The sequence below is a fragment of the Paenibacillus taichungensis genome (assembly GCF_047302525.1).
Classification (GTDB): domain Bacteria; phylum Bacillota; class Bacilli; order Paenibacillales; family Paenibacillaceae; genus Paenibacillus; species Paenibacillus taichungensis_B.
The window spans coordinates 4,620,190-4,646,142 of sequence record NZ_CP168020.1; the positions used below are offsets into that span (position 1 = coordinate 4,620,190).

Below are 25,953 nucleotides of genomic sequence, written 5' to 3' on the forward strand. Positions count from 1 at the left end.
TTAACCTTCGGCTTCTTCATCTTCAATCACTTCCCTTGCAGGTTCCGACTCCTGTCCCACCGAGCTACATGCCTCGGCATACAACAGATAGGATTCCACATCCCCCGTCATCGCAAAAACCTTCCACGAAAAATCTCGCATCGGAATTTCATCCTCTCTTCGGAAATGACGTCTGCTTCTACCAGATAGGATGGAGTCTTGCAAGGTAAACTATGTGTTGCAATTACTGGATACAATTCCGACGATTAGTCGCGGCCAAAGCCAAGGTCACGCAGAACTCGATCCTGATTTCTCCAGTCTTTTTTCACTTTAACCCACAGATCCATGAAGATTTTGGAACCTAACAGGTTTTGAATATCATGGCGGGCACGTTTCCCCACTTCTTTAAGCAAGGCACCCTGTTTACCGATAATGATCCCTTTTTGCGAATCACGCTCCACAAAAATGACGGCAGAAATATAAACGACGCCGTTGTCCTGTACTTTCATATCCTCAATCGTGACCGCAATGGAGTGAGGCACTTCTTCACGCGTCATTTGCAAAATTTTCTCCCGAATCAACTCAGCACAAACGAACTGCTCCGGATGGTCTGTAACCTGGTCTTCCGGATAGTACTGTGGACCTTCTGGCAAATACTTGCCGAGCTGCTCCAGCAATGTGCTGACATTACTACCGAGCTTGGCTGATACCGGGACGATCTCGGCAAAATTGTGCAGCTTGCGATATTCTTCAATGAGTGGCAGCAGAGCTTCCGGCTCAATTTTATCAATTTTGTTCATAACAAGAATGACAGGCGTGCGAATATTTTTCAACTGCTCAGCAATATAACGGTCACCACCGCCCATGCCTTCAGAAGCATCGATCAGGAACAGAGCAGCTTCGACTTCTCCGAGCGTGTTCAAAGCGGTCTGGTTCATGTAATCGCCCAGCTTGGATTGACGTTTGTGAATACCCGGCGTGTCAAGGAAAACGATTTGCTGATGTTCGGATGTATATACACCATGAATCTTATTACGCGTCGTTTGTGGCTTGTCCGACATGATTGCAATCTTCTGTCCAATGACTTGGTTCATCAGTGTGGATTTACCTACATTGGGACGTCCAATAATGGCTACAAAGCCGGATTTGAATGCTTGTTTTTTCATATGTTCCTCCTCAGGCGCCTAGGCCTGGAATGTATTGGTTTTTACTTTTTAGCAGAGTTCAGATCAGATGGTCCAAAAGCCCATGGCAATAGTTCGGCAACTGTAGTCTCCTGCAGATCACCTTTCATGTTACCCAGAATAACTTTCATATCTGGTTCACACAGTTCATACATCACTTGACGACATACGCCGCATGGAGCAATCGGGCCGTCTGTATCTCCTACAATGGCAATGGCTTTGAAACTGCGTGGTTGCTTACCTCCTGCAATCGCACTGAACATGGCTGTACGCTCAGCACAGTTACCTGGCGTATAAGCAGCATTCTCAATATTACAACCATGATGCACATGTCCCTCACTGTCAAGCAAAGCTGCACCTACACCAAAATGAGAATAAGGGGTATACGCTTTCGTACGTGCCTTAATTGCTTCTTGCATCAACAAACCATTATCCATAATTAATCTCTCCCTTAGGGTGTACTATAAAGTTGCACTCAATGAGTTAAGTTCAACTTAAAAATATTTGCACTGGCCTCTCCGCTGTCAGAACAACCTTACGATCGCTGTTATCCCCGGATTTTATTAATTCCCTTTTCCAAAGTGAAAATCCGGTGATAAAGGCGAACGCTTCGCTTCTACAGGTTATTTCTGACATCTCCGTTATTGTGCAAACCAGAAGTTCAACTTAAAAATGAGTCCAACTTTACAATTAGTGTGTAATATTAAAATCAGAACAAACCCAACCAGCTCATCACCGGCTTAATGAAAACGATACACCCGATGATGACGGCGAACACCGCAGCCAGCAAAACTGCACCGGCCGCGGTGTCCTTCGCCGCTTTTGCCAGCGGATGTATATGCGGATGCGCCAGATCTACCGCAGCTTCCACTGCTGTATTCATCAGCTCCGTCACAAGAACCAGAAAGACGGCTGTCAGTACAAACATCCAGTCCGTTCTGGAAATCCCGAAAAAAAAGCCGGCTGCACACATCAAAATGGCGACTCCTGTATGAACTCTTACATTCCGCTGAGTCCGCAGCCCGTATACGATTCCTTCCGCAGCATTGCGGAATACCATCCCCCAGGAGCGCCTTTTCATTATCGTGTCAACCCGGCTTGGGCGAGTACTGCTTCCTGTTTGCCCATCATTTCGGCTTCGCTGGCTTCATCCTGATGATCATAACCAAGCAGGTGCAAGAAGCCATGAACAAACAGGAACCCGAGCTCACGTTCAAATGAATGCCCATATTCTTCACTCTGCAGAATCGTCCGTGGAACAGAAATAATAATATCCCCCAGAACATCCGGCATTTCTTCCATTTCTTCATCTTCATCCAGTTCGTAGATGATATCCAGTTCTTCATCCACAGTCTCATTCATCGCAAACGATAGTACATCTGTTGGACGATCAATGCCGCGATAGTCACGGTTCAGCTCATGAATCTGCTCATCATCTACAAAAGTCAGGGCCACTTCCCCGTCCGCAACGCCCTCTGCTTCCCCTGCAAGGTTCAGCAGCTGCTCCAGCATTGCGATCATCGGTTCGGTGATTTCTTTATCCTGTTGTTCATTATTCCATGCTAGGTTAAGACTCATTCTTCCATACTCCTGTCTTGTCATATTAGCGAATCAACCCGCTTCAGGCGAGGTTGGCTTCGGTTTCTTCATTTCTTCCGGATATTCGATCCTGGAGTGGAATATGCCCATGACGGTTTCCTTAAGGGTCTTGGCGACGATATCCAGTTCCCGCATCGTCAGATCACAGTCGTTAAACTGATGATCGTCCAGCCGACCTTTAATAATTTTTTCGATCATGGACTCCACTTGTTCCACAGTAGGCTTCCGCAAGGAACGGACCGCAGCTTCCACGCTGTCAGCAATGCCAACAATCGCAGACTCTTTGGACTGAGCCTTGGGACCCGGATAACGGAAATCATCTTCCGTGAAATCAGGTTCCACTCCTGCTTCCTCAGCCTGACGCAGTGCTTTGTGATAGAAGTAATGCAGGAAGGTTGTTCCATGATGCTGCTCAGCAATGTCCCGAATCGGCCTCGGCAGCTTGTAGTCCTTCTGCATTTCCACACCATCCCGTGCGTGAGCAACGATAATGGACTTGCTCAGCTTTGGATCAATCGAATCATGCGGGTTTTCCATATTGTTTTGATTTTCAATAAAATAAATCGGTCTCTTGGTCTTGCCAATATCATGGTAATACGAGCCGACCCGACATAACAACCCGTTGGCACCGATCGCCTCCGCGGCGGCTTCTGACAGGTTTCCTACCATCACACTGTGGTGATACGTGCCTGGTGTCTCTGTTAGCAGTTTGCGCAATAGCGGATGATTGGGATTAGACAATTCAACCAGTTTCAACGCAGACAAGATGCCAAATGAGGTTTCGAAAAACGGCATCAGCCCAATGACCAATATGGCGGTCAGTACGCCTCCAGCAAACGCAAAACCAATGCCATACAGCGTTGTCGTCCGGTTCCAGTCACTTGAGTCAATCAGAGCCAGTGTGAAGACTGCGATCGATCCAAACAGACAGACCATAATGGCGCCTTTTAGGATCGTAGACCGCTGACTTGCCCGATGGGTGGCGAAGATCGCAACAAACGATACCAACACCGCGAAGAATCCAAGTTCAAAGTCAAAAATCTGACCCTGATGCGTATTCAAAATAATGCTCGACAGCATGCCGATAATAATCGAGCAGACAAAGGCAAGCGATGTATCCAGCAGCAACGCAATTAACATTGCTCCTACGGCAACAGGGGCAAGAAAGCCTACGTATGAATTCTCACTGGTCTGGAGTATCGCAGTAACATGCATAACCACAATCGTAATAATAAATATGAGAACAAGCATCAGCAGCTGAGCATTGTTATATTTGAAATGCGTTCCGCTGAATTGCTGAATATACATGAGAATCGCTGCAGACAACAGACAGGACAGCATAAGCAGTCCAAGCTGAGGCCAATAGTTCACTTCGTTTTTCAGCAAATCGTTCTCGCCCAGAAGGGTGTACATCTCTGGGGTAATCATCTCACCCTTGGCAACAAGCGTATCTCCTTGCTTAATGAAGACCGTTTGAGTGTTCTCACGAGCCTGTACTTTAGCTTCTTTTGTACCCTCTTCATCGTAGAAGCGGTTCGACGTCACTACAAGACGAGCAAGCTCCTGTACAACTTCACGCTGCGTACGCTTGCTTAGAGAGCTCACACTCACCATCTCGGCCACTTTGGCACGAGCTGTTGTAGCCTCACTAATCTGGTCGGTCATTAATCTGGAGACGATATCCCGAGCAACGGCCTTCATCTCCTGAATATCATCCGAAGTCAGACGTGAAATTTTGATATATGTCTCTTCCGGGATGCGGTAGCTTTGCTCCTGTACCACATTTCTGATCTCTTCCAAGAGAGTTTCGGAGTATGTACCCGCTTTCCGGTTGTTGTTGATAAAATTGGAAACAAAGTCTTTCTGACGCTGTGGTATTTCATCACGATAGATATCAATCTTGTCCTGACTGGAAATCTGATCATCCTGATTAAGTCGATCAATACGATCAAGCAGAGTCGTCATCAGATTTTCGTTCCGCATCTGCACGATCTGAAACATCGGCTGTACACGTTCAGCGGCTTCTTCTTGTGCTTTCAGTGTAGCCTTGGTATTCGGGATCTGCATGGGCGCAGCAATATTCACTTCACTTCGTGTGCCTTCCTGAATATCATACCGCTCTGGGAGCAGCTTGGAAGCAAGACTCACGTAGAAGAGGATCACCAGAAACAAAAACAGAAGATAGCGTGCCCACACGCTATACTTCCATCCTGTAGCTCTATTTTGAAAAGATTTGCCTTTTGACAGTTCCTTCGAGGTCATCGAGACAATCCCTTTCTATTCTTGATTTTCTGCGGCGTGGTTATAGGCGACGATGATTTTCTGGACGAGGGAGTGCCGTACAACGTCTTGCTCGGCAAAATAGACAAATCCAATCTCTTCCACTTGGCCCAGTATTGCATTTGCTTCCACAAGCCCCGACTTTTTGCCGCGCGGTAAATCAATTTGTGTCACGTCACCGGTAATAACCATTTTGGAACCAAAACCGAGACGAGTCAGAAACATTTTCATCTGCTCCGGTGTCGTATTCTGAGCTTCATCCAGGATAATAAACGAATCATCCAGTGTACGTCCCCGCATATAGGCAAGAGGTGCAATTTCGATCAAACCGCGCTCCAGTGCCTTCGCAGTCTGCTCTTGTCCCATAACATCGTACAAAGCATCGTACAGCGGCCGTAAATAAGGATCAACTTTTTCCTGAAGATCACCAGGCAAGAAACCAAGACTCTCTCCCGCTTCAACAGCAGGTCTTGTGAGCACGATCCGCTTGACGCTTCCTTCCTTAATTGCTGCCACAGCCAGGACAACAGCAAGATACGTTTTACCTGTACCGGCGGGACCGATACCAAATACAACATCACGTTTTTTAATTGTAGTTACATAGTGTTTCTGTCCAATCGTTTTAACCCGGATCGGCTTACCACGGTACGTCGTTGTAATCTCGCCTTTGAACAGATCCAGAAGCTGGTCTGCACGCAGTTCCTTTGCAAGTTCAATGGCATACTGAACATCCCTTTCGGTTAACACATATCCGTTACGTACCAATTGCAACAACACATCAAATAATTGTTCAAGCGATTCCACATTCTGAATGTTGCCATGGATCACAATCTCCGCTTCACGGGATGCGATCTGGGCAGGAATCTCGGATTCAATCAGTTTCAGAAAAATATCTTGGGGTCCAAAAAGAGATTGACCCTCTCCCGCACTTTGGAGGGAGATTCGTATGCTGCGTGTTTGCTCTGACAAATAGCCTCATTCTCCTTGACTATGGACTAACGGAAGTTCTTCCGCAATGCTTTCTTCCACTTCAAATAATACTTTCATATAAACTTTACCATTCTCTTTCTTCTCATGCAAAATTTTTTCGCTTAAAATTTTCGTTCCTTTGCCATTTTTGGCGATAATATCGTTTCTTGCTCCTTCCAATCCTTTCGTTCTAGCCCATTCAATCGTGTGCTGCTCCTCTTGTTCCTGAGTTTCCAGATCTTTCTCTGTCAGCCATCCCATGGGAAGTGTGAAGGATCTCCAGGTCAGAGGCTTATGATCACTTTCGGTATCAAATGTGGTGAAAGGCGTATTCCCGTATCCCCAGAGTTGTACCGCCCATTTCCCCAGCACAATGTAAAAACGTTCCTTACTCTCTCCAGTCATCGTATTATGTTTCTGCACAAGAGGAACTTCGACCTGATATTCACGCCATACCAGTCCGCGCACTTCCCCTTTGGCTACAATGGTCTTTGTATTCTCTTCATCTCCCAAAATACCGGATATCAGTACCTGTCCCTTCTTGACACGCATGTCCTTCTGCACAACAGGGCGTCCCTGCTCCGCGTAAATTTGAGTGATTACAGCGTCTGTTTTACTGACCAGATGTCTCGGGTTCAGCAGTGGTTCACGCTTGGGCTGTGCTGACTCCACAACCTGGATGGTGATGGTTGTCCCTTCTTTGCTCACCCCAATCCAGGTTACATCTGGCAGAGCCAGCGCGAGCTGCCTGGAGAGCTTGTCCTGGCTTTGCAGCCGAAATCCCCACTGGAAGGGATAGATGCCTTCTTTCTTTGCTGCCGCGAGCACCTCATCCGTGGGAATCTTCACATTGCCTTTCACTTCTACATTCCAAACCATCGATGACAACGCAAACAGAGCTGCTATAAAAAACAGCATGCCGCCCAGAAAGAACTTCCTTCTCAACAAACGGGCTGCAAAAAAAGGAAATCCACTCCGGTGTGTCACCTTTACCCGGCAGCCTGTCCGTTTCAGCAAAGGACGCAGCCTGAAAAAATGCGGTAGCAGAATATTCATCTCTGCCTTGCGTCCGTCATGGGCACGCAGGTCCCATACTTCCAGTCCCTGCTCTGCCACCGTATTGATTAATGCTTCAATATCCCCCCCAGTGACCGTGATTCGGACTGCTCCGCGCAGTTTGTACAGACTGGGCTGCTTCATCCGTTCCCCTCCGCTCCATTCATATGAATATCCAGAATTGTTCCTTCAACAGCCACTTCATCCGGCAAAATATTGCGAATCATCAGTTCAGTTCCTTTGATCTCCAGCTGACCCTGTGAGAGAGCAAGAACGATGCGATCCGGTGTAAAATGAATGACACCACGATGATTCTCTATATACAATTGCTTTGTGCCGATCAGGGTTAACCGTGGCATATCGTAAAGCACGTCCTGCGGCAGATCCAGAACTTCACTGGTCCATCTGCGCAGCTTGCGGCTGATCCGGGTCATTCGAAGGTCTTCCCCCTTCCTCTACAGTTCAACTTATGCGCAGATTCTTGAAATTATGAAAACTACGGACCGTGTTAGATGTGAAAATAAAAAGAGGCCGAGACAGAAAAAAAGCCGTCGTCTGGAATTATGCTCACCAGAGACGGCTTTTCAGTTATTAAAACAATATGAAGTTATAGTTTGCCTCGTGTTCCAAAGGGTTGTTTAGAGCGCGGAGAACCGAGAACTTCTGCCCACAACACACCAGTACGAATGTCTTCCCGGCGAAGCTGGGACGGTCCAGACTCACTGGATGGAACTTCATCCCAACTGGAGTCAGACACAACCGGTGTATTTGCAGTAGAAATACGATCTAGTCGCTCCCGAATTTCACGTTGTCGTTGCTCCATCACTTTCATTTGTTCTTCAAGCGAGTTTGCCATTCCACCCAGAGAACCCTGTCCTCCAAAGTCGTCATTCACGGGACGGGCAGATGTCGTTGCCGGCTGCGAATAGGTTTGATCATATCGATCATCATACTGATCGTCATCATACCGCTCATCGTATCTTTCGTCATACTGCTCATCATAGCGGGGATCTGAAGGACCCGATGACTGCTGCGGTGCGGTATTTCCCCGCGAGCGATCATTCCGGTCCGAATCACCACTCCCTCCAAACGTAGGCATCCCGTTATTTGCACGCTTTTTGTTCGGATCAGCCGACTTGGCTGCTTTTCCAAGGAAGGAAAAGAGTGCAAAAGCGATGACTGCTACAATATACAGATTGTTAAAAATCCATTCAAATAGGCCCATATGCACTCACCGCCTATCTTCCGTTTTTGGAATCACCATGATCGTTGGAGTTTGTATTTTCAACAGGTTTTCCTAATGTGTTGCGCATTTGAGTATCTGCTTCAATGTTTTTCAGGTTCATGTAGTCCATTACACCAATTTTACCGCTACGGAGTGCTTCAGCCATAGCAAGAGGTACTTGGGATTCGGATTCAACTACACGCGCTCTCATTTCCACTACGCGCGCTTTCATCTCTTGTTCTTGGGCTACGGCCATTGCGCGGCGCTCTTCCGCTTTTGCCTGTGCAATACGTTTGTCAGCCTCTGCCTGCTCCGTTTGTAGGAAGGCACCAATGTTTTTACCTACATCCACGTCCGCGATATCAATAGACAGGATCTCAAAAGCGGTACCTGCATCCAAGCCTTTGGACAATACGGTACGGGAGATCAGATCCGGATTTTCCAGAACGTCTTTATGGGAATTCGAGGAACCGTTCGTACTTACGATACCTTCGCCGACACGGGCAATAATCGTCTCTTCACCCGCACCACCGACGAGGCGGTCAATATTGGCACGAACCGTAACCCGCGCTCTTACTTTAACTTCGATACCATCTTTGGCTACCGCAGAAACAATCGGCGTTTCAATAACACGTGGGTTTACACTCATCTGTACGGCTTGCAATACATCACGACCTGCAAGGTCGATCGCAGCAGCACGTTCAAATTCGAGTGGAATGTTCGCACGTTGTGCAGCAATCAGGGCGTTGACAACTCGGTCTACGTTACCACCGGCTAGGAAGTGGCTCTCCAGTTGATTCATTGTCAATTGAAGTCCAGCTTTGGTTGCTTTAATCAGTGGATTTACGATCCGGCTAGGTGTTACACGTCTTAGTCTCATCGCTACCAGCGTGATAATCCCCACGCGTACGCCCGATGCAAGGGCTGAGATCCAGAGCATAACCGGGAAAAAGCTGAAGAATACGCTCAATACGATAATCGCAACTACCGCAATGAGCAAAACCGTAATCAAGGTTGGTTCCATAGTCAAAATTCCTCCATTTGCAATTTTAATTTTTGTAAGAAACATGATAAAAACGGTGTGGAACTTTGCTGCTGTGCATTGATTTACACCACTCCACTAGCAGCCTCCGTAGAATGGTTATGTACACTGCCGAAGCTTTAATCAACTCCGGCAACAGAGCGGGTTACACCGGTAAAGCTTGTTGAACGACAATCCGGGTACCTTCCGCTTTGATCACAATAATTGGTGTATCAATCGGAATGAAATCTCCATCCGACACCACATCGACACGCTCTCCGTTAAATATCGCTGTTCCCGAGGGACGAAGTGGAGTCAAACTGATGCCCTGCAAACCGATCAACTCTTTGCGTTCTGTCGCCGAAGAGTATCCTTGATCAGCAGACAGCCTGTCACTTAATATGAATCGGTTCCATATGCCTCGATCCTTAAACAGAATAACAACGATTGCAATGACTACCAGCGCTGCTCCAAAAGCAATACCTAACGATATAAATGCATCACTTGTATCATAGGCGGCTCGCACGACACCAGCGACAAGCGCAATCGATCCCAAAATGCCCAGAATACCGAAGCTCGGTATAAACATCTCCAGAATCATCATGATGAGTCCGACAGTGAATAACACCCATGTCTCCGCTCCGGCAAAACCGGCAATGTAGTTCCCTGAGAAATAAAGCACAAAGCACACGATACCAACAATACCAGGCACTCCGAACCCAGGTACAATCAACTCAATGATCACACCGGCTATTCCGAGGAATAGCAATACCGTCATGACGACAGGATTGGTAAGAAAAGTGGATATGTTCTCTGCGGCTGTTCTCTGAACGGTGAACACATCATCCTGACTGTAACCAAGCCAGGCTGCGGCTTCTTCCGGCGTGTTGCTGATATGGTCCGCATAACCCACTTTCAGCGCTTCTTCGGCCGAGAGAGCAATAATTTCACCTTTTTCCTTGGTTTTATTAATCTCAGGCATCTCCACGACCATGTTAACATCCGTCATTCCAGCTGCAATTTTGCCGTCACGGCCACTTTTCTCAGCCGCGCCCTGCATCTTGCTCTTCCAGAATGCAACCAGCTTCGGATCATCGACATGTTTACCTGTGCTGTCCACCATCGCTGCCGCACCTATCATGCTGCCTGGCGACATTACGATCTTATCTGCATTCAAAGCCAGAAAACTTCCGGCCGAGGCAGCATCTCCACGGACAAATGCAACGGTTTCAACTGGACTTTGCTTAATTAAGTTACCCAGTTCTTCTGCCGTGTCGACACGCCCTCCCGGCGTATTGATATCCAGAACGATCAGGCCAGCATTCATCTCTTCTGCTTCCTTGAACCCGCGTTCCATAAACTTGCCAAGTCCCTGCTCGATTGGTTTATCCACCGGAATGATATATACGGCGCCACTTTTCTCAGCTGCATGCGCTGACGGTGATCCAATCCAGACAGGAAGCAGCAGCGTCAGTAGCATCATGAGCATCAATGGCCCCGTAAGCTTCTTCCGGTGCTTTCCCTTCACAAATAGTCCCCCCTTTTCCATTAATGTTATACTGTCCAGCTTATGGTATTTATTACGTACAATGCAACATTTCGTTTCAAAATCTTAAAATTATATTTGAAACCGGAAGCAATTGCAACATTTCAAATCCATAATCATATATATTATCCATTTAAAAGCAATATTTGTGAATTTCTTTGACAAATGAACGATTACTACTCACGTTTCAAATTCCTTCTGGGAACTGAGCACCGTATCAATGATGTAAAACGGAAAAAACACCCCCTGACAAGTCAGGAGGTGTTTATTGATTTGCTTTATTGCAGAAATTGTTGAACTGCTTGATTTACCAGTTTGCCATCCGCTTTGCCTTTGACTTTCGGCATAAGGGCAGACATGACTTTCCCCATCTCGGCTTTCGAAGAAGCACCGGTTTCCTGGATGGTCTGCTGTACAATAACTTTAATTTCTTCTTCGGTAAGCTGTGCGGGAAGGTACTGACTGAGTAATTCAATTTCCGCTTTTGCATTTGCCGCGAGGTCCTCACGGCCCGCTTTGTCAAATTCTTGGAGGGCATCTTTGCGCTGTTTGATTTCACGACTCAGAATATCAAGCACTTCGTTATCATCCAAATCTCTTTTCAAATCTATTTCAAGATTCTTGATCGTCGAACGAATCAACCGAATGTTGGAGAGCTTGAACTTGTCCTTGCTCTTCATCGCTTGCTTCATATCTTCGTTCAATCGTTCGCTAAGATTCATGTAGTTAAAATCCTCCTAAAACTTTCTCTTACGAGCAGCCTCGGACTTTTTCTTGCGCTTTACGCTTGGCTTCTCATAATGCTTACGTTTCTTCACCTCAGCCAATACGCCATCTTTTGCGATGGAACGTTTAAAGCGACGAAGTGCAGCATCAATAGTCTCGTTTTTGCGAACTTTAGTTTCAGACACCAGTTTTCCCTCCCTCCGACCAGACCGTCCAAGAGCAATAACACGGTTCATCACCTTTCATTATAGGCGAAAGGTAATAAAGGTGTCAACCTTAACGTAATGATCATTTATTTTATGTGAACTTCAGCTCCATATTCATGCCTTTTATGCATATATGAATCAGTCCTGATTTAGAGTAACTTGGATCGTTTATTTGTGTGAGTCTGACAAACTTGTCAACACGCCAAGTCGGGTCCCACCAAGCAAATGATAGTGCAGATGATGAACGGTCTGTTCTCCATCCTTACCGCAGTTATTAATCAGTCGATAACCTGTTTCTTCCACGCCGAGGCGCTTGGCCGCTTCCTGCGCAGCCAAATGAATCTCACCGATCAACGGCAAGTCTTCCGCCGTTACTTCATTCATGGAAGCAATATGTTTCTTGGGAATAACGAGTACATGGGTCGGTGCAGCGGGCTGGATGTCATGAAAGACGATGACATGGTCATTCTCCAGTACCTTATTGGAGGGAATGCTGCCCTCTACAATTTTGCAAAACAAGCAATCCATTGTTCATACCCTCCTTCGATTTAAAAATTATGTATACCCTACTATCATACCGGAACTGAAAACTCACGTCCAATTTAGCCTGTTCAGCTATGTGACTAAGATCGGAATTTCCAACAAAAAAACCTTTCACATCTTAGTGGACTACTGAGCGTTCACCACAGATGAAAAAGGTCATTATTTGCATCACACGCATTACTCCATCACGCAACTCTATTAATAATAAGGCAATAAGGATAAGGCAGTGAGGCCAATCAGAGGAAGTACCAGCCTATTAAAACGTCTGCGACCATAACCATAGTAAGGGTATGGATAGCCATAGCCTGGGAAGAATCCCCGTGCATGAGCAGGATAAGTAACCGGCATCATATTGGGTCCCCAGTTTGCGTTCGCATGATTAACCACAGCTTCATGCCCCACGGGAACAGCCAAATAAATCATGTCATCATCCACATTTTCCACAATGCCATCATAATGGGCACCGTCATGCATTTGTACACACACATAGCGATGCATGTGTTCCTTACATAGTTTCTTCGCTTCTACCTTTTCCACGTTCGATCGCCTCCCGGATCTGTTCTGCTCTTCATCACCCTTTCATGGTATTCAGATCTGGGCGAAATGACACTGTGAATGACAAGAGTTTCAAGATAAGTGCCTAAGGAGTGATATCCGTATAGAAGTTGTACCTTGTGAATTAAAAAAAACGAAAAAAAGAAGCACCCCGTTGCAGTTTCCATGCGGAAGTCTGCTGTCGCGGACGTCTAACCAGGATTATTCCTGATCAGACGTCCGCCGGGGTGCTTAACATAAGTTTGTCGGCTTAACTGTAGTATAACAACAGGATGAACCTGTATCTGTGAGCTATCTCACTCAACTGTCACAACGAGTATATTAATGAGATTCAAACTTACAAACCTCAATCAATCAGGAGCTTCCCCTTAGCATCAAACTTTAAAAATTGGTTTATGAGAAGAATCAATCTCAATTTGGACTCATTCAAACGTATGTGTTCTGTGTTTAAGCCCCTATAATGTTTCCAATACTACACGAGAGCCTGCTCCGGCTTCACCTGCTGGAATCACCACCAGTTTGCGTGGCAAGCGTGCTCGAAGCTCCGGAACATGGCTGATAATACCAACGGCAAGACGGTCATCATGCAGTTTTTCTAACGACGTAATCACAGTATCCAGCAGTTCAGGGTCCAATGTGCCAAACCCTTCATCCAGGAAGAAGAACTGCAGCGGGTACTGACCACGCAACTGAATCTGGGCAGACAGAGCCAGGGCCAGTGACAATGAGGTCAGGAACGTCTCTCCACCGGACAAGGTGGACACCGGACGTTTAACTCCACCGTTTGCATCGTCACAGATGACAAAGCCGCCGCCTGAATCCACCTCAAGTGAATAGCGCTGTTTGGTCAGGAAGCGCAGACGCTGTGAAGCAGCCTGACTAACCTGCATCAGCTGTTCTTCTGCAATATACTCGACAAACGCATTACCTCTGAAAGCTGCTTGCAGTTTGCTAAGCATTTCACCTTGTCGGCTCACTTCCACCCGTTTGTTCTCCAACTCGGTCCAGCGAACGTGTCGCTGCTGCACATCTTCCAGATCACGTTCTGCACGTGCCTTGGCTCTAAGAGCCGCTTCATCCTCTGCACGAGACAGTTGCAGTCGCTCTGTGCATGCCAACCATTGTTCCTCGGATACAACAGCTCCGCCCAGTTTTTGTTCCAGCTCACGCAATTGAGAAACAAGTTCACGATCACGCTCCCGATGCTGCTGAATTTCATCGGCAAGCCGCTCTGCTTCTTGGGAAGGGAGGGCTGCCTCCACAACAGCATTCTCCGAATCAAATGGCGATTGATCCAGCAATTGCTTCCAACGTTCCTGTGCCTGCTGCAAATGCTCTGCTGCCGAGGTTGCTGCTTGATGAGCCATGACATCCTTCTTGGCCGATTCCTGTTTCAACACATCCGCTTCCTTGAAACGCTGTGCTGAATCAGCAGCAATTTTCCGCAGCCCATCCAGTCGAGTCTGGGCCGCAGCAATCAAATCCTCAACCCGCTGCTCGCCAACCCATTGGCGCAGACGTTCTTCCTTCTCGGCAAGCTGTTTGCTGTTTCCTTGCCATTCCGTCTGCCACTGAATCAGCTGTTTGTCCAACTCAACCAGCTTCTGCTGGAGGGACTGTACCAGCTGTTCCTTTTCTTCAAGGAACGTCACGCTCTTGTTCAGCCGTTCCTTGATGTCTTCTGCGCGCGCGTCGCGCTCCTGCATCGCCTGGTGAAGGGCCATGGCCTCCTCTTGAGCGATGCCTGGCAATTCCGCGGCCCAGCGGCCGTGCAATGCGGCTGCGGCGGCTTCACTCTCGGCCAGCCGGCGCTCCGCCTGGGCGAGCCCGGCTTGGCCGGCCTCCTGCGCAGCAGCCGCTTCCATGCGGCGCTGCTGCGCGCCTACAGCCGCCTGCTGCAACGCGGCGGCTTCCGCTTGCAGCGGCGCTGCGGCTTCGCGCAGTGCGGCGGCACGCTCCGCCCAGTCCGCCGGGGAGCGCCCGTGTACGGGCGAACCGGCGGGCTCCGGCTCTGCAGCCGCAGGCGCGGCCTCGGCTGTGGCCGGGGCTTCGCCGGCCGCAGCGCCAAGCTGCGTCAGCAGGCTGCGACGTTCGTGCAGCTGCTGGCGCAGCCCAAAGCGCAGCTCCTGCAGCTCCGCGTGCAGGCTGCGCAACAGTTCCAGGTCCGCATCGCCTGCGAGCGGACCTTCTCCCGGCGGCGCAGCCGGGAGCGGGTGGTGTGCGGAGCCGCACACCGGGCATGGCTCGCCGTCGCGCAGCTCGGCGCGCAAGGCGGAGGAGAGCCGGTGCAGCTCCTGCTCGCGCATTGTTCCGCGCAGCTGCTCCTCCGCCCTGGCCAGCAGGCTCTGTTCGCGGCCAATGTCCTGCTCACAGGCAAGCAAGGCCTCAAGACCCGTTGCCGCCTGTTCGATCAGACGCTGACGCTGTTCACTCAGACGACTCTCTTCCTGGGCAGCCAGCTTCAGCCTTTCTGCCCCCTGTTCAGCCGACTGCTTATTGGCTTCCATCTCAGCCTTGTTCTGGCGCAATTGCTCCGCCGCAGTATCCAAACGATGCTTCAATTCCAGTGCAGCCTGCAGCTGTCTGCGTTCTTCGGACTTCACTTCATTCGGCTTCAGGCTTTCCTGTAATTCTTCCCGCCGTTTGCGGCCACGCTGCTTTAGTTCTTTTTCCTTCTCCAGCTGTTGTCCGATGACGCTCTGTTCAGCCTGTCCTTTGTCCAAAAGCTGCTTAAGACGGGTACGATCCTCTCGTAGCCCGTCCCGTTCCCGTTGCAACTCCTTGGCCTGTTCCAGCTGTTCCAATCGAAGCAGCAGCTTGGGTTCTTCCTCAGCCATCTGTACACGGGCCGTTTCGGCCTTCTCGGCTTCCAGTACAGACAGCCGTTCATGTTCCACCGCTTGCTGGTGAGCAATACCGGCTGCATTCTCACGTAACTTCTGCTGTGCTGCTGCGTCACGCATCGTCTGCAATGAAGGGAGTATCGCGTCTGCCGCCCCGGCCAGTTTCAGCCGTTGTTCCCCAGCTTCGATCTGTGGTGCACGTGCTTTCAGCTTTTCGTGTTCCTCCATACGAGCCTGACGTTCATGGCTTAACTCACGAACTTTGCCGAGCTGCTCGGCTTCCTTCATCGCTTCATCAAGCGTTTTGCGTGACAATTCAGACTGTTTCACAGCAGCTTGAAGAAGAAGCTCCGTTTCTGCCAACGTCTCTTTGCTGGCATTCCCAAGCCCCTGCTGCTCCGCGGCCAATGACTGATGAACCATATCATTGTCTTTCACCCGCCGGCTGAGCTTGATGGCAAGCTGATCTCCATACTTCTCCAGATGGAATAAACGTTGCAGCATCTGGCGTCTTTCACTGCCTTTCAGCGACAGAAACTCAGCGAATTTACCTTGTGGAAGCACAACGGCTCGCGTAAAATCATCCATTTTCAACCCAATGACATCTTCAACGCAGCGGTTCACGTCTGCCAGTTTATCAGCCAGCACCTGTTCCTCTCCGTTAACGGTCTCAATGAATTTGCTTATTGTGTTGCTTACCGATACCTCATTGTTTCGTTTGAAGCGTCGTTCCACCCGAAATCTTCTTGTGCCTTCTGCCGATACAAGTTCAAATGTAAAAGCAACGGACAACGAATCCTCAGCGTGGTTCATGATTCCCTGGGTACCATTAACAGCACGTTCCACTTTTCCGTACATCGCCAGCGTAATTGCGTCGAGCAAAGAAGATTTCCCGCTGCCTGTAGGACCAAAAATGCCGAACAGTCCCGTTTCCGTTAATACGGTAAAATCAATCTCCTGAATCTCCCGATAACTTTGCAGACCTGCAACTTTCAATAAAATCGGCTTCAATTTCCCTCGACCTCCTCACGCACACCCGGCTCGTCCTCATCGACGAGTTCCAGGAACAGTTGAACCAGACTGTCTTCAGGTAATGCCCCACCTGTCTGACGCTGATAAAATTTGCGAAAAAGCTCATGTACCGGAAGCTCGGACCGTTGCTCCAAAAGCCCTGCCGCTGCCATCTCGGGATACACCGGACGGATATGGATGATCCCGTCATGCGACTTACGGAGCTGCTGGATTTCTTTCAGAGACATGGCGTCATCCAGCCATACTTCCATATCAATAAAAGCCTGAGGATCACGCCCCTCGTCCAGCCACCGATAAACCTCAGCCAGACCGCCACGCGCCTTCCAGCGCACAAGTGGACGTCCGGAGGTCAACAGCACTTCTTCCACGTTTGCGGCTCCCCCTGGTGCCAGATCAACCATTGTGACGGACTTGCTCTGTCCCGCTTCGGAGAAACTGTAGGCCAGTGGAGAGCCACTATACCGAATCACACCTTCTCCTTTAACTGCCTGCGCACGATGGAGATGCCCTAGTGCTGTATATTGCGCACCTGTCGCCAATGCAGAAGGGTCAACCGTATAGGCCCCCCCTACCTGAATGGGACGTTCCGAATCACTTTCCACTCCGCCCAGAACATAAATATGACTCATCGCCAAATTCACCGTATCCGGACGAAAAGAAGCAGCCAGACGCTGCATTAACATGCCAACACGGCGACTGTATGCCTGGCGAAGCACATTCTCGTCCCCATCCGTTGTCAGCAGTTCGTTCAGTCGCGCTTCAGAGGGATATGGCAATGCAGCAATCTGGGCAGTCTCTCCAGTTCGCTTTGCATGGATAGTAACTGCTTCTGAAGTAGGCATACCTACAAGTGTAATTCCCTGTCTGTTCACAAGCGGGGTCACTGAAGCCACTCGCTCCGGCTGATCATGGTTTCCGGCAATCACCACAAGTGGTCTCCCTTGTTCTGTCAGACGCGCCGCAGCCTCATAAAAAAGCTGTTCCGCCGATGCAGGCGGATTTACAGAATCGTACACGTCGCCAGCCATCAATATGACATCTGCTTGCTGCTCATCCGCGAGTTTAACAAGCTCATCCACAAAATCCTCCTGCTCTCGCAGCCGGCTCCGTCCCTCCAGCGTTTTCCCCAGATGCCAGTCCCCTGTGTGCAAAATACGCATCGTCCGTTCAACCCCTCTCTCATGCAAAATCCAATGATACGAATTTGAATCATCCGGTCGTTTTAAAATTTCACTTTATAGTTTCATAGCATGTCCGCCATCAAAAAAGTACAGCCACTTCCGATCGACTTTCCGACCCAGGATATCTTCAATGGCCCGGCCATAGAGCTCCAGCTGGAAACGATAGTTTTCCGTCAGTTTGTCCAGTCCGCCCCGATGCTCCAACACCCGATCTGTCTTGTAATCGAGCAAAACAAGTTCGCCATCCACCTCATACAGACAGTCAATAATCCCCTGTACCAGCACCGTTTCATTTTCTAGTGATGCCTGCATGTTACCGTCTTCCTCCAACGTTTGCATACCTGCATCTGGTGACAGATTTTGAAGCCATTCGGCAGGAGAATGATGTGCCGGAAGTCCATAAATAAATGGAATCTCCCGTTTCACCCACTCCGCACGCAACAATTCTGTACCAGGCTCTGTATTGAAAAATCCAGCCAGTTGATCAGACTCAATCACCTCTGCCTGATGGGGAAGCAAAATCTGGAGCTCAACTAACCGCAAAAGTGTCTGCTCAACGATTTGCGAATCAACGGGTGAGCCATCCACAGGAAGATGCTGCATCAACGTATGATACACCGTTCCCCGCTCGGCTCCAGTCAATTGTTTCTCCTCCATGAATTTGGGACGACGCAGATGCAATTTAAAGGACGATCCTCCATCCTTCACTCCACGTTTCTCAGAATCCACAGAAGCCTCAGATTGTTCTTCAATTTCCTCCATCATCTGTAACGACTGATGGTCTTGCATGGCTAGCAATGTTTTCAGCTCGGTAACCGATGTGCTGGCAGCCACTTGAGTTGCTGCTTGATGAGGGTATGTCCATGAGAGCCGTTTATCTACCTCGCGAAGCAGCTGTACACCCTCTTGCACACCTACTGTAAGTACATCTTCCTCTCTGATGTCTCGTGGGGTTGCATCTTGTGCATCCTCAACCGTCTCTTCTTCAGTTGAGGAAGAAAATAGCACCACAGGCTGAACTGCTTTCAGGGCAGCAATGTGATGTTTCCGAACTTCTGTCATACCGTCTTCTTCACCAAGTCTCTGATCCACAAATATTTCTCGGGATACTTGATCAGCAGAAATTACGGAAATGCCCCAACGTGATTCATCATCCACAAGGCAAGCAGCATATGAATCAGTACCTCCCGCAAGTTCACGCAGCAAAGCGGCGTCCGGATGTCTCATCAGGGATGGACCGATCCAATCCAGATAGCTCCGTCCGGCTGCAAGCAGATAGTCAGGCAGTACCCGTTCCGGACTGTCCTTAATCTGAGACCAGGCCACTGCCTTTTTAACAACATCTTTCACAGTACCGACCAAAATCATTTTCTCTTTTGGACGGGTCAGAGCCACATAGAGCACCCGCATCTCTTCCGCAAGCAGCTCAAACTGGGCCCGACGACGAATCGCCAGATTAGCCAAGGTTGGATAGGCAACCCGATTCTCACGATCTACAAACCTCGGGCCAAACCCCAACTCCTTATGCATCAGAAACGGCGAGTTCAGATCCTGCTGATTGAACATTTTGGATATGCCCCCGACAAAAACAATAGGGAATTCCAAGCCCTTACTCCGGTGAATCGTCATGATGCGTACTGCATTGTCCTGTTCACCAGAACCACCTGCTACGGTGCCGAGATCTCCCCCGTTCTCACGTAGTCTGGATACATAGGTCAGGAAGCGGAACAATCCACGATTGGCCGTTGCCTGCTCATATTGCCGAGCGCGATCATACAGAGCCTTCAAATTACTTTGACGCTGCATGCCTCCCGGTAGGCCGCCAACCCAGTCCAGATAACCCGTTTCCCGATACATGCGCCAAATGAGTTCACTCAGGCTGCCTTGTCTGGCTTCAAGCCGCCATTGTTCCAACTGACGCATAAAGCGAATTAACTTTTGTTGCAGCTCTGAGCTGGTACCGTTCTCCCTATTCGTATCTTCGCTTATACGTCCACCATTACTTGCATCTATACCAGCATTCATAACCTCATCTGTATCAGCATGTACATAGGATTCTTGTACGCCTTCCATAACGTCTGCCTCGGCGGATACAGCCGATTCCTGCTGCCCCTGTTCCATTTCCGACCAGGCTTCCGGCCATTGCAGCTGGATTGCAGATGAATTGGGATTCAAAGCTTGCACGCCATGCTGTTTCGAAACATTCGACGAACTAGTGAATGATCCTGTAGCAGATACAACAGCATCATAAAAAGACTGTCTCTTGTCCCCAAGACGAATCTGAGCCAATTCCTCTTCATCCAATCCGACAATCGGCGAACGAAGCACTGAAGCAAGTGGGATATCCTGCCTTGGATTATCCACAATCTGCAGCAAGGACAACATCACTTCCACTTCCGTCGCCTGAAAATAGCCTTTGCTTTGCTCCCCTCCGGCAGGAATACCCTGCTGTCTGAATTCTTCAATCATGAGTGGAGCCCACATCAGGGCAGAACGCAGCAAAATGACAATGTCTCCATAACGCGCAGGGCGCATGGATTGAAGGGCTTTATCATAAACATTCAGGGCTGGCTTATCCGTATCTCCGACCATTTCGCGAATACGGCGAGCCATGGCCCGAGCCTCCAGCTGGGCGGTTTCGAGCTCGGCACTCTCCAGCTCAGCAGAAGGTAGCGCATCCCCATTCTCGTCCGTGCTTTCCGTAAGATCTGGTCCTCCGCCTTGACGATCGATCAACATGAGTTCAGGTGTGTAAGCCTCATCTCCAAGCGTCTCTGCCGGGAAAGTAGCACCATAAGCTAGCTGCGCTCGTTCATCATAGGCAATCTCGGCTACCCCTTCGTTCATGAGCTGCTTGAATAACATGTTGACCGAATGGACAACTTCTGCACGACTGCGGAAGTTACGAGCAAGATCAATACGTCTTCCTGCATGCAATGAATCTCTCTCTCCGTCCACTTCCATATCCGAATTCGCTGCGTATTGACGGTACTTGTTCAGAAACAGACCGGGTTCAGCCAGACGAAAACGGTAAATACTCTGTTTTACATCACCAACCATGAATCGGTTTCCTGGATTTTCTCTGGAAATCAGTCTGACGATATCTTCCTGCACTGTATTGGTATCCTGATATTCATCCAGCAGCACTTCATCGAAACGTGCCCGATATTCCATTGCTGCATCCGAAGGCATGGACAGCTCAGGGGTTGAATCTTCATGGCGCAAAATATGAAGACAGTAATGCTCCAGGTCACTGAAATCGACCTGACCGCGCTCCTGTTTGGCCTGTCGATATCGCTCTCCAAATGTACTGACCAGGTTGGACAGTTCCTGCATTAGTGGTGCCGCCTGCTCCAGCTCCTGCCAGAAAGAAAATGCACTTCTTCCAAACAACGACCCTTTCAGGTCCGTCACGGCTTTTTTCGCAGCCTCACGCAGTTCTTTAACCTGTTCTTGTAACCCCGGGTCCGTCTGGTCCTTTTTGCAAGGCTTCAGCTTGCCAAAAGCTGCTGGCTGAAACACTTCAGGCAATCTCTCCCACGGCATGACCTCAACAGCTGACAGAAGCTCTTCGACCATTGCCAAATCTTCTTTTAATGTATCCGCATAAGGTTTCGGACCTTCCGGCTGTATCGATATACTGATCCCTTGGCGCAGCAGGCCAGCAGCACCACCCAAAGCAAGAGCGGCATCGCGCAAAATACTCTGAACCCATGCAGAATGCCCAAGTGCTTCGACACTTTCCACCTGAAAAGCAGATGCCATCTCCGCAAGCCAATGATCCGGCCAGGAATGACTGCGTGAGAAATCATACAAACGCTGCACAAGTCGATGCATGGCATCATCGTTTCGTTCCCCACTGAACCAATCCACCAATTCGCGGAATGTACTGCCTTCGTCTTCTTCCCCATACTTTTCTTCAAACAACTGCTCCAATAATTCCTGCCGCATGATTTCTGCTTCATTTTCATTCAGAATCCGGAAAGCCGGGTTTAGCGGTATTTGCTGATAATAGCGACGAATGACTTCCATACAGAATGAATGCAGTGTCGTAATGGATGCTCGCCCGAGCAATGACAGTTGTTTGCGCAGATGTTCTTCCGCAGGCTGCTCTTCAAGTGCACGTTCCAGTGCTTCACGTATCCGCTGCTTCATCTCGGCAGCAGCAGCTTTCGTAAATGTCGCAACCAGCAAACGATCTACGCTGAATCCGCGGGAAGGGTCTGCAATCTTGCGAATAATCCGTTCAACCAATACAGCCGTCTTCCCGGAACCCGCTGCAGCAGCAACCAGAATGTCTTCTCCACTCTGTGAGATGGCACTCCATTGGTCATCACTCCAGAAGCTTCCCTCCGGTTTTGGCATATTCGTCATGATGTTTCCCCTCCCTTGCCCTGAGACAGCATGTCCCAGATTTGCTGTTTGCCCGGTTTGGACAACAGATTATATTCATTACCTTCGATATTTTCATCAAATTGACAGACTGGCTTGTACGGACAAAAGGTGCATGCAACCTCCTGCTGGATACGGTAAGGTTCAATCGCGACATCCCCTTCCGTAATCCGGGTGCCAATCTCACGTATATTGCTGCGAACTGAAGCCAGCAAGGTATCCCATTGCTCTGGCGTAGCTACAGCAGCGCTACTATAAAAGCTGCCATCCGCCTTAAGGGCAACTGGAATAATAGCTGAATAGCCCTTGTCCAGGGTATTATCCATTTGAGCGATCGCATCCCGATCCGCCAGCAGCAAGCCTTTCATTTTGAACCGTTTCAGCAGTTCTTGTCCTGCCTGCTCAGATGTCATGCCGTTCGCGGATTGAAGCAAGGGGTTATGCACATGGAAATAGAGTGTTCCTCCAGGCATCGCCGATTCTCCAAGCCATTCCTCGGCAGCACTAAGCAGTACCTCCAGGTACGTAAGCATCTGTAATGACAGGCCATAATACACCTCATGCAGTTTAAGATCGGTCTGGCTGGATTTGTAATCAATGACTCGCAGCAGCAAGCCGTTTTCTCCTTCAGCCACATCCACGCGGTCGATCCGACCCACAATCTCCATCACACAGCCATTTTCCAATTCAAAACGAAGCGGCGGCAGGGGTTTACCTGGTCCAAAATCAAGCTCCAACCCAATCGGTTCAAAGCTTCCCCGTCTGGACTGTTCACCCAGAATAACCGACGCCCTGCTAACGATATCCTTCAGCTTGCGGAAGATGTAACCATACCGTTTCGTGCTTAGCAAAATCTCTCCCTGCAATTGTGGGGCAATCTGCTCCACGGTGTGCTCCGCTTCCTTCCGGCATTCTTCCGGAGACAGACTGCCCCAGCTGCGATTCTGCTCACGCAAACGTATTGCAAGCTGACTCAAGGCAGCATGGAACAATTGTCCAATATCAGGGGCTTGCAAGCGGTACAACTGGCGCTCTTTCAGCCGCAGCCCATGAGAAGCAAAATGGGAGAACGCACATGCCACAAAACGCTCCATTCGAGAGACACTCGTCCTTACCTCTGTACCATATAATCTGCGGCTGGTAGCCGTACGCAGAGGTAACGCCCGATTGCGATAAAAGACCGATCCAAGTAATTGCTCCAGCTGAGGTCTGCTCGTCTCCCGAGAGACATGCCAGTTATAGATCGCCCACCACATTTCAGGAATATCTTCTCCACGACGCCATCTGCGCAACTGTCCGATGAGATAAGAGAGGCTTTGACCAGGATGAATAACGTAAGACCAGTGAATCTCTTCTGAATCCGTAACCGGCGGCTGGGCAAGTAATGGCTGCTCATGCAGACCGAACATCTTCCGTACATGTCGTACAATTTCTGAGGGTAGTAATGTTTTCCCTTCATCATCTGCAACGGGATAACTCAGCCATAACTGCTTGCTCGCCGCTGTCAGGGCTGTATAGATCAAAAAGCGTTCGTCCAGCATTTGTCTTGTTGCTCCCGGCCCAAGCCCCAAACCTCTCTCTGTCAACAACAGCCGTTCCTGCTCGGTTAATACACCATCATCCTGAGGCACAGCAGGCAGTTCTCCGTCTACAGCACCCAGAATAAATACGTACTTAATATCCTGAAGACGTGTACGGTCCATCGATCCAACCAACACTTGATCAAGCGCTGGAGGAACAAGTCCCAGCTTCAGTTCGGTTAATCCGGTCTCCATCAGCCCGGCAAATAGATCGATATCCAGCCGTTCGGCACCCATCATATCAACCATCTGATCTAACAGATCAAGGACAGCACCCCACATTTGCCGATGTTCTCTCGAACGTTCCGGATCACCCTGGACCTTGGCTTCTGCTGACATCTGATCCAGCTTCCAAGGAATCTCGGCATCTTCCAGTAATCTGTAAAGCGCTGCACATTGGTCTTTAGCTGTCTTTGCCTTGCTCATTCGTTTCTCAAAAGCACCCAGTGGATCAACAATCACCGTTCGGCATTTTTCCATTAAGGACAGCATTTGTTCCCGGCCCCGGCTGCGGACATCCTGATCGTTGTCTTCCAGGGACAGGCTAGGTACATACTTCCATGGCTTGCCATCTGTCCAGCGGTATCCGTGAATTCCACAAGCCAATATATAATTTTCAAGCTGGTCCATATCTTCACGCGTGATGGAACCGTCCCGTGGAAGCAGCAGATCTGTTTTGACACAGCGAAACACATCCTCATAACGCCAGCGACGGCGAACGATATCGAGTGCTGAACGAATAAATTCCGATAATGGATGATGTAGTTCATTTCTTCTCCGATCCAGAAAGACAGGCACGCCATAATCCCTGAATAGGGGCTCAGCAATGTCGGCATATGTATCCAACTGACGAACGAGCACTGCCATATCTCGGTAACGCGCACCTTCATCTTGCGCCAGACGACGCATCTCACGAAGTGCTCCTTCCATCTCAGCCCGGCGGTTCTCAGCGGCGTAAAGTCGGACACCCACATCGCGCCCCTCACTCTTCCAGCGAACTCTGCGATCAAAGCCAGCCTCCAAATGCGCCAGTCCAGGACTGCCTTCATATCTTGGAAAAACTTCCGGTTGAAGCACGGTTGTCTCATTAAGGACACCCAGATCCTCAGCCATGCCTTTGAGACGTGCATATGCACTCGCTGTGGGATGGAATAGCTCCAATTCTCCTGGAAGTGTGCCGTGGTCGTAAGCTCGATCCAACGTCAATGCAATTGTGACGGAAGAAGCTTGCAGCATCAGTCTTCCAATGACACTCATTTCCTGCGGGGTAAATCCCTGAAATCCATCGATCCAGATCTGTGCATCTTGCAGCAACGTGCTCTCCGGCAACCGCTCTGTTAGTTCAGTCAACGTGTCTTCATCATCGATATATAGTTCGGTTAATTCCTTTTCATAATCACGGTATATAAGAAGCAAGTCATGCAGCTTGTCTCCCAGAATCGGTGCAGAAGAGGAAGTATTCCATGCGGAAAGTCCTTCTTGCAGTGAAGTGGGGTCAAGTTCATAACGTTTAAACTCACTGTATAAATCATTTAAGTCTCCTATAAATCCCAGCTGACTGCCCGATGCTCCAAACAGCTTCAATTCTTCCTTACGACGCTGGAGCACTTTGTAGAGCAGCATTTTTTTCCCTTCAGCTCCAATGGGAATACGAGCAGAACCACCTGCCTCCTGCATTACCCGATAGGCCAATCTTCGAAAACCAAGCACTTCAGCACGCATGGTACCTTTAATAGCCCCTGAAGATACCAGTGACTGTTCGGTTCGAAACGAACTCTGTTCCGGGACCAGCAGAATCAGTGGTTTACCTTGCGGTTCCTTTTGAAGCAGGGATGTGATTTCCCGGGTAATCAGCGCACTCTTACCGCTGCCTGCCCGGCCAATAACAAAGCGTACGGACATGTTTAATCCTCCAAACCATCACGAACAAGATTTTAATTCCCAGTATAACATATCTGACTTGGTTCGGAACATACGTTTGCCACTATCCGGCAATTCCAGAGAGCTTTTGCGCGAGCATAGCAAAAAGCCCGCAG

Annotated in this window: 20 protein-coding genes; all 20 read right to left on the bottom strand. The window is 49.2% G+C overall.

Features of this window, described 5'->3' with window-relative positions; translation table 11 throughout:
- Positions 1-141 carry a YqzL family protein gene (locus ACDJ58_RS20695; protein WP_079696207.1) on the bottom strand — a complete coding sequence of 47 codons (141 nt, stop codon included), beginning with the start codon at positions 139-141 and terminating at the stop codon, positions 1-3.
- A gap of 104 nt (positions 142-245) precedes the next feature.
- Complete coding sequence (gene era / locus ACDJ58_RS20700; protein ID WP_413372684.1) at positions 246-1,145, bottom strand: GTPase Era; 900 nt, start codon at positions 1,143-1,145, stop codon at positions 246-248.
- Between the two features lie 41 nt (positions 1,146-1,186).
- Positions 1,187-1,600 carry a cytidine deaminase gene (locus ACDJ58_RS20705; protein WP_090998102.1) on the bottom strand — a complete coding sequence of 138 codons (414 nt, stop codon included), beginning with the start codon at positions 1,598-1,600 and terminating at the stop codon, positions 1,187-1,189.
- 272 nt (positions 1,601-1,872) lie between these two features.
- Complete coding sequence (locus ACDJ58_RS20710; protein ID WP_285078129.1) at positions 1,873-2,244, bottom strand: diacylglycerol kinase family protein; 372 nt, start codon at positions 2,242-2,244, stop codon at positions 1,873-1,875.
- Positions 2,244-2,741: an rRNA maturation RNase YbeY gene (ybeY, locus tag ACDJ58_RS20715; protein ID WP_063567028.1), complete on the bottom strand. Its 498-nt coding sequence runs from the start codon at positions 2,739-2,741 to the stop codon at positions 2,244-2,246. The genes ACDJ58_RS20710 and ybeY overlap by 1 nt, the downstream gene beginning before the upstream one ends.
- 33 nt (positions 2,742-2,774) lie before the next feature.
- Positions 2,775-5,024 (bottom strand): HD family phosphohydrolase, encoded by a 2,250-nt coding sequence (locus tag ACDJ58_RS20720; protein ID WP_063567029.1) that lies wholly within the window; start codon positions 5,022-5,024, stop codon positions 2,775-2,777.
- Between the two features lie 15 nt (positions 5,025-5,039).
- Positions 5,040-6,011 carry a PhoH family protein gene (locus ACDJ58_RS20725; protein ID WP_413372686.1) on the bottom strand — a complete coding sequence of 324 codons (972 nt, stop codon included), beginning with the start codon at positions 6,009-6,011 and terminating at the stop codon, positions 5,040-5,042.
- Positions 6,012-6,017: 6 nt separating this feature from the next.
- Positions 6,018-7,211: a sporulation protein YqfD gene (gene yqfD / locus ACDJ58_RS20730; RefSeq protein ID WP_413372687.1), complete on the bottom strand. Its 1,194-nt coding sequence runs from the start codon at positions 7,209-7,211 to the stop codon at positions 6,018-6,020.
- Positions 7,208-7,501: a sporulation protein YqfC gene (gene yqfC / locus ACDJ58_RS20735; RefSeq protein ID WP_024628472.1), complete on the bottom strand. Its 294-nt coding sequence runs from the start codon at positions 7,499-7,501 to the stop codon at positions 7,208-7,210. The genes yqfD and yqfC overlap by 4 nt, the downstream gene beginning before the upstream one ends.
- A gap of 173 nt (positions 7,502-7,674) precedes the next feature.
- The gene (locus tag ACDJ58_RS20740; protein ID WP_413372689.1) at positions 7,675-8,292 is read right to left on the bottom strand and encodes a hypothetical protein; all 618 of its coding nucleotides are present in this window, start codon (positions 8,290-8,292) and stop codon (positions 7,675-7,677) included.
- Positions 8,293-8,305: 13 nt separating this feature from the next.
- Positions 8,306-9,316, bottom strand: coding sequence for a flotillin-like protein FloA (floA, locus tag ACDJ58_RS20745; RefSeq protein WP_413372691.1), 1,011 nt, complete (start codon positions 9,314-9,316; stop codon positions 8,306-8,308).
- A gap of 163 nt (positions 9,317-9,479) precedes the next feature.
- Positions 9,480-10,802, bottom strand: a complete 1,323-nt coding sequence (locus ACDJ58_RS20750; protein ID WP_413379767.1) for an NfeD family protein — start codon at positions 10,800-10,802, stop codon at positions 9,480-9,482.
- A gap of 335 nt (positions 10,803-11,137) precedes the next feature.
- Complete coding sequence (locus tag ACDJ58_RS20755) at positions 11,138-11,581, bottom strand: GatB/YqeY domain-containing protein (protein WP_053781272.1); 444 nt, start codon at positions 11,579-11,581, stop codon at positions 11,138-11,140.
- A gap of 15 nt (positions 11,582-11,596) precedes the next feature.
- Positions 11,597-11,770 (bottom strand): 30S ribosomal protein S21, encoded by a 174-nt coding sequence (gene rpsU, locus ACDJ58_RS20760; RefSeq protein WP_005547957.1) that lies wholly within the window; start codon positions 11,768-11,770, stop codon positions 11,597-11,599.
- Between the two features lie 189 nt (positions 11,771-11,959).
- Positions 11,960-12,319: a histidine triad nucleotide-binding protein gene (locus tag ACDJ58_RS20765; RefSeq protein WP_024628477.1), complete on the bottom strand. Its 360-nt coding sequence runs from the start codon at positions 12,317-12,319 to the stop codon at positions 11,960-11,962.
- Positions 12,320-12,532: 213 nt separating this feature from the next.
- The gene (locus ACDJ58_RS20770) at positions 12,533-12,832 is read right to left on the bottom strand and encodes a hypothetical protein (protein WP_413379769.1); all 300 of its coding nucleotides are present in this window, start codon (positions 12,830-12,832) and stop codon (positions 12,533-12,535) included.
- Positions 12,833-13,344: 512 nt separating this feature from the next.
- The gene (locus tag ACDJ58_RS20775) at positions 13,345-16,743 is read right to left on the bottom strand and encodes an AAA family ATPase (protein ID WP_413372694.1); all 3,399 of its coding nucleotides are present in this window, start codon (positions 16,741-16,743) and stop codon (positions 13,345-13,347) included.
- Entirely contained in the window at positions 16,740-17,924 is a 1,185-nt protein-coding gene (locus ACDJ58_RS20780) for an exonuclease SbcCD subunit D (protein ID WP_413372695.1), read from the bottom strand. The genes ACDJ58_RS20775 and ACDJ58_RS20780 overlap by 4 nt, the downstream gene beginning before the upstream one ends.
- Positions 17,925-17,999: 75 nt before the next feature.
- Positions 18,000-22,319: a helicase-exonuclease AddAB subunit AddA gene (addA, locus tag ACDJ58_RS20785; RefSeq protein ID WP_413372696.1), complete on the bottom strand. Its 4,320-nt coding sequence runs from the start codon at positions 22,317-22,319 to the stop codon at positions 18,000-18,002.
- A complete protein-coding gene (gene addB, locus ACDJ58_RS20790; protein ID WP_413372697.1) occupies positions 22,316-25,819 on the bottom strand; it encodes a helicase-exonuclease AddAB subunit AddB in 3,504 nt (1,167 codons plus the stop codon). Before addB ends, addA begins: the two co-directional genes overlap by 4 nt.
- Positions 25,820-25,953 lie beyond the last annotated feature (134 nt).